3 protein-coding genes are annotated in these 3,220 nt (G+C 29.7%); all 3 read left to right on the top strand.

Features of this window, described 5'->3' with window-relative positions; all coding sequences use genetic code 11:
• Nucleotides 1-1,359, top strand: a 1,359-nt coding sequence (locus tag P8V03_RS18735; RefSeq protein ID WP_318799335.1) for an RHS repeat-associated core domain-containing protein, incomplete at its 5' end; no start/stop codon positions are given.
• Between the two features lie 103 nt (nt 1,360-1,462).
• Nucleotides 1,463-2,719, top strand: a complete 1,257-nt coding sequence (locus P8V03_RS18730; protein ID WP_318799334.1) for a hypothetical protein — start codon at nt 1,463-1,465, stop codon at nt 2,717-2,719.
• A gap of 240 nt (nt 2,720-2,959) precedes the next feature.
• Nucleotides 2,960-3,220 (top strand): hypothetical protein (locus P8V03_RS18725; RefSeq protein ID WP_318799333.1); only part of this gene is annotated, 261 nt, incomplete at its 3' end.

Genomic DNA, 3,220 nt, shown 5'->3' with positions numbered 1-3,220 from the left:
CTAAATGAGCTTATACAGGAAGAGAACGAACTTCTAAATAAAACTATAACATACACTTATGATAGCGGAGGAAATATATCTAATAGGAAGGAAAATATAAATGGTGTTGAGACTACTATAAGCTATCTATATGAAACTCCTTGGAAGGATAAACTGACACATTATAATGGAAATAAGATAACTTATGATACAATAGGCAATCCTAAGACCTATGCTGGTTATACCTACAGCTGGGAAGAAGGAAGAAGATTAACCTCCATTGTAGGTAGTGATATCAATGCATTCTTTAAGTATAACGATGCAGGTATCAGAACACATAAGAGAGTAAATGGAGTTACTACAAAGTTTCACCTAATAGGGGATAGAGTGACCTATGAATACACTGAAGATGCTAATCATGTAATAAAAGATAGGATTTATTACAGATATGATAACTCAGATGACCTTGTAAGTATGAATTTAAATGGTGTAGAATATTATTATATAAGAAATGGTCAAGGAGACATTATTGGGCTGATTGATAGTAGAGGTACTAAGGTAGTAAGCTATATATACGATAGCTGGGGAAAGCTTGTTAGCATTAGAGATGAAAAGGGTATTGATGTAACTAGTAATAAGGAACATGTTGGGTACAAGAATCCTTACAGGTATAGGGGTTATAGGTATGATAGTGAAACAGAATTATATTATCTAAATTCAAGATATTATAACCCAGAGTGGGGGAGATACTTGAATGCTGATGTGATAGGAGGTCAGGTGGGAGATCTATTATCACATAATGTATTTTGCTATTGTAAAAATGATCCTATTAATATGTATGACCCTAATGGATACTGGAGAAGTGGAGTTTTAAGTAGATTTAAAGCGTTTGTATATGCTGCTTTTTTTGTGATTACAGATGTTGTTGTTCAATCACTACAATCTCGATCTGTTATTCCAGCACCGTCACTCCCAATTAAAAAGCCATTTAAGTCTAAAGAAAAACAATCAACGCAAAAACCAATATCTAAAAGTACTCCTATTAATATACCTATGAGTAACAGAAAAAGTAATAAATATTACCCTGCACATGTAGACTATAGAAAAAATACAGTTGTAATAGATTTCTTGAAACCAATGGATATAGCTGAGGCTCAAATACATGTCCGTGGTGGAAATGATGTTTATACTTTTACTCAGAATAATGCGAGAATGCTAGCTTTGACAACAGGTGGAAATCCCAACAAGATACAAAATCATATTAATAGTGAAAAAAGTGTATACGGAGGAGTATACTTTTATCATTATCATAGTGGTACAACAAGACCAGATAGAGGATATGTTCATATTTTTTTTGATTTACCAAAAATAAAAGAATAATTTTGTTGATTTTAAGTGACATAAGGCTCTATTTTAATAGAGTTTTATGTTACTTATCTACTAAAAGTTTAGAATTATAAATGCATAATAATTGGAGGGATATATGGATATTATAAAATTAAAGGTAGTAAATGATGAATTTATTAGTTATTTACCACTATTTATATATAAGAATCATGTATACATTATTAGACAGAATATTAGTAATAACAATCAAGGGAGGAATTTCAATACATTTTACGATGGATTTTATAAATATAATTTGATAAATAATTCGTTAGAACTTATTAATACATCAGCTCCAATAATAGAGTATTTTTATGATAGGGACTGTTCAGCTTTATATTATAGAGCTATTGAAGAAAAAGATGGGAAGTTTTATTCTGTTTTTTTTAAATTAGATAACGACTTTGGGACTGAAGAAAGATTACTATCCGTTAAATTGCAAAGATATGTTCCCACTAGTTTATTAACAAATGAAGAAAAACAAATAAAGGTTGATTGTATGATAGCTTCACTAGAATTATATGTTTTAAATAAAGATTTTTTAGTGTATAAGATTGATGAAATTAATTCATACGATGAGTATTATAATTACTTAGACAATTGTAATAAATTTAAATTATTTGTATACGATGTTAATGAAAAAAGAAATTATGAAGTTAAGGATAACTCTTTATTTAAACATGGTATAGAATCAATAAGAACATTTAAAGTTAACAATAGAGAGTATATTTTGATTAGCTCAGCACTTTATAATGAAGCTGATAAGTACGAATATATTTATAACCCTGAAAAAACAAGTTGTAATGATGTGAGAGGTGCTATTGATTCTATCTATTTGATTCCACTAGAAATATTTATAAATGAAATAAAACAAGATAAAGAAACACTCTCATACCAAATAATTGAGACTGTAGGACAAGAAGGAATAGTTAGATTTATTCATACTAACAAGAATAAGATATATTATAAAGTTGAGTATTTTAATGAAAATATCTCTGAAATTGCTATATATGACATAATTACAAAAGAATATGAAAGGAAAAGATTTGAAAGTAATTGGATGTTTAGTGGGATAACTTTAGATGGTTCTACTGGATATTTCTATGATGATAAATTAAGTTGTTATGTAGAACTAAGTGGGAAGTCATGGGATAATAAAAGAGCCATAAAAATACCATTTAATTCTCTAAATATTATGGAGCCAGATATTATAATTACAGAGGAAGTCAATATACAGGATGGTAAATTAAATTTCTATTCTAATATATATGATAGAAGTAATGGTAGGTTGATGAAAAAGATTCAAGGAAAACCATATGTATTCAAAGAAGATAATATATTAATTATATGCTAAAAATTCAGTAAGTGGTTCAACATAAGGCGGATATTAAAAAACTTGTTCATATAGTAAGTAGAAAACTCTTTCTGGTTTTCTGACAAAGGATTAAATCCCAAAGCCACCAACCTAAGCGATAACAAAGGTTGATGGCTTTTTGTAGCAAGCAGAAAACTGTTTCCAGTTTTCTGCCATGGGGTCAGACCCCATGGCCGTACTACTGGAAGTAATGGAAAAACTCCGGCAGAGGAAACCCCTATGTTTGGAAAAGACGAAAATGATCAAGGAGCTCTTTATGCATATCCAGGGACAAAAGTAATTTATGATTTAGGCATAGATAAAAAATCAGGAACAATGACAGCATGGGTAAATACAAGAAATAACACTGGCTCAAGAATGATAATTGGCACTGAAGGACCCACTGAACTATTTAATCTCTATATAGACAAAGAGCAAAAAGTAAATCTTGCAGTAATAGGCAGTAAAGGTTTTACAAATATAATAACTACAGATGAAACT

The sequence above is a fragment of the Clostridium tanneri genome, from assembly GCF_033659955.1.
Lineage (GTDB): Bacteria > Bacillota > Clostridia > Clostridiales > Clostridiaceae > Clostridium_AM > Clostridium_AM tanneri.
The sequence above is the reverse complement of the archived record's forward strand: the minus strand, read 5'-3'. Positions and strand labels throughout refer to the sequence as shown.

Bases quoted from the DNA above. Each gene is read 5' to 3' on its own strand.
- P8V03_RS18730 (WP_318799334.1), top strand. From the start codon at position 1,463: ATGGATATTATAAAATTAAAGGTAGTAAATGATGAATTTATTAGTTAT.